We start from the raw sequence: 1,403 nt of genomic DNA, 5'->3' as shown, positions 1-1,403 counted from the left end.
GAAATGTTCTTTGATGGTATTGATATTCATGGCCACTCCTCAAAAGAGGAGCATAAGATCACAATTGATTCGTCTGGTCAATTTTTACCTAGAATTGAGCAAAAAACGTTCATGATCTTGCCCTGCCCTATTTCCTAGAGTTTCCATTTGCCAAAATTCTAACAAGTTGTTATTACCATAAATGAGTTAAAATTCTATTTTAGTATCCCACTAAATCTCAAAGTTGAATTCGGGGGTGAAATTTTAAGTGATCCAATGCGAACCGAATATTACTAAAGAATTATAAACCCAACGATCTTCGATAACATAGAGATTGGCTATAATCGAACGAAAAGGCACATTGCTCTTTGGTATATAAGTCCAGTTAACTTCGAAATGCAAAATGTCGCTTGATGATGTGTCCAGTTTGACAGGAACACATCACTTACAATACGAACGAACTATATCACATAATTTTAACGCTTGTACTTCATAAATCGATTGCGCTTCGTCGAGTTCAGATTGACTTAGGTTTTCATGCTTTTCAAGAGTTTGCTGCAATTCTAAAAGTGCTTCTCTAGCGTCCTGAGTCGAATTGATAGTTGCTAGCGACCAGATCAAACCCAATTTCGTTACCGTAACTCCCCCTACACAGGCTACTGCTCCCATTCCTGTTGGCGTAGTTGAACAACCTAAGACGCTGATGGCCATGCCGACCTCATGAAGTAAGACTGCTGCTATTGCTTGAACTTCCCTGTCAGATTTCGCATTTTCAATTCTGTTCCGTGCGTTATTTATATTTTTATTAATTTGATCTCGTAACTTGCGCCATTCATCTAAATCCGAGAGAGCTTTTTCACTGATTTTTGATTTATTTTCTATGTACAAGAATTGTCGATAATCTTCAACAGCTCGACATGACCACCCTGCGAAAGGACTCAAAGGTAACTCTGGTACTTTTTTTAAAGAATCAATGAAAAATGATTGATTACAATTCTGAGAAATCACCGGATATGAAGTAGTTACAAGCACAATAACAACGCCGTAAAGTAGGGGGTATCTTAACTTTTTCATTTAGTTCACCTAAGTTCCTAAAACTATAAATGATCATCGCATATTTAAATCAATCACGTAAATGCAATATATTTCATTATTAGATGTATGATTTTAAGATGAGGCTGAATACCATCTGAATAACAGATTATTTAAATCTCAAATTTAATTCTAGTCCAATTAAAGTTATTTTTAGACAGGATTGCCGCGGCTTTGTTTCGTATTTAAGACAAAAACAAACCGCGTTAAGGTGAACGGTTTTAACTAACCGGGTTTGGCATAGGACTCAAATAATTAACTGATGTAGTCGATCAGAACGTAAGTTCCTGATTATTTCCATCGATTTATGTAATGTCCACTTCCCCTATGCT

The 1,403-nt window shown here is 36.2% G+C and carries 1 protein-coding gene and 1 pseudogene; one reads left to right on the top strand and one right to left on the bottom strand.

The genetic code is table 11. The annotated features are described in order from the left end of the window. Positions 1 to 250 precede the first annotated feature (250 nt). Positions 251 to 393, top strand: a pseudogene (locus EA58_RS22255) (IS3 family transposase); the annotation flags it as partial. 27 nt (positions 394 to 420) lie between these two features. On the opposite strand, the gene EA58_RS20600 reads toward EA58_RS22255, so the two are convergent. After that, positions 421 to 1,053 carry a hypothetical protein gene (locus tag EA58_RS20600; RefSeq protein ID WP_036757524.1) on the bottom strand — a complete coding sequence of 211 codons (633 nt, stop codon included), beginning with the start codon at positions 1,051 to 1,053 and terminating at the stop codon, positions 421 to 423. Between the last annotated feature and the right edge of the window lie 350 nt (positions 1,054 to 1,403).

Origin of the sequence: Photobacterium galatheae (assembly GCF_000695255.1) — a bacterium.
Classification (GTDB): Bacteria; Pseudomonadota; Gammaproteobacteria; order Enterobacterales; family Vibrionaceae; genus Photobacterium; species Photobacterium galatheae.
Note: the sequence above shows the minus strand (reverse complement) of the source record. Positions and strands in the feature narration are given on the sequence as shown.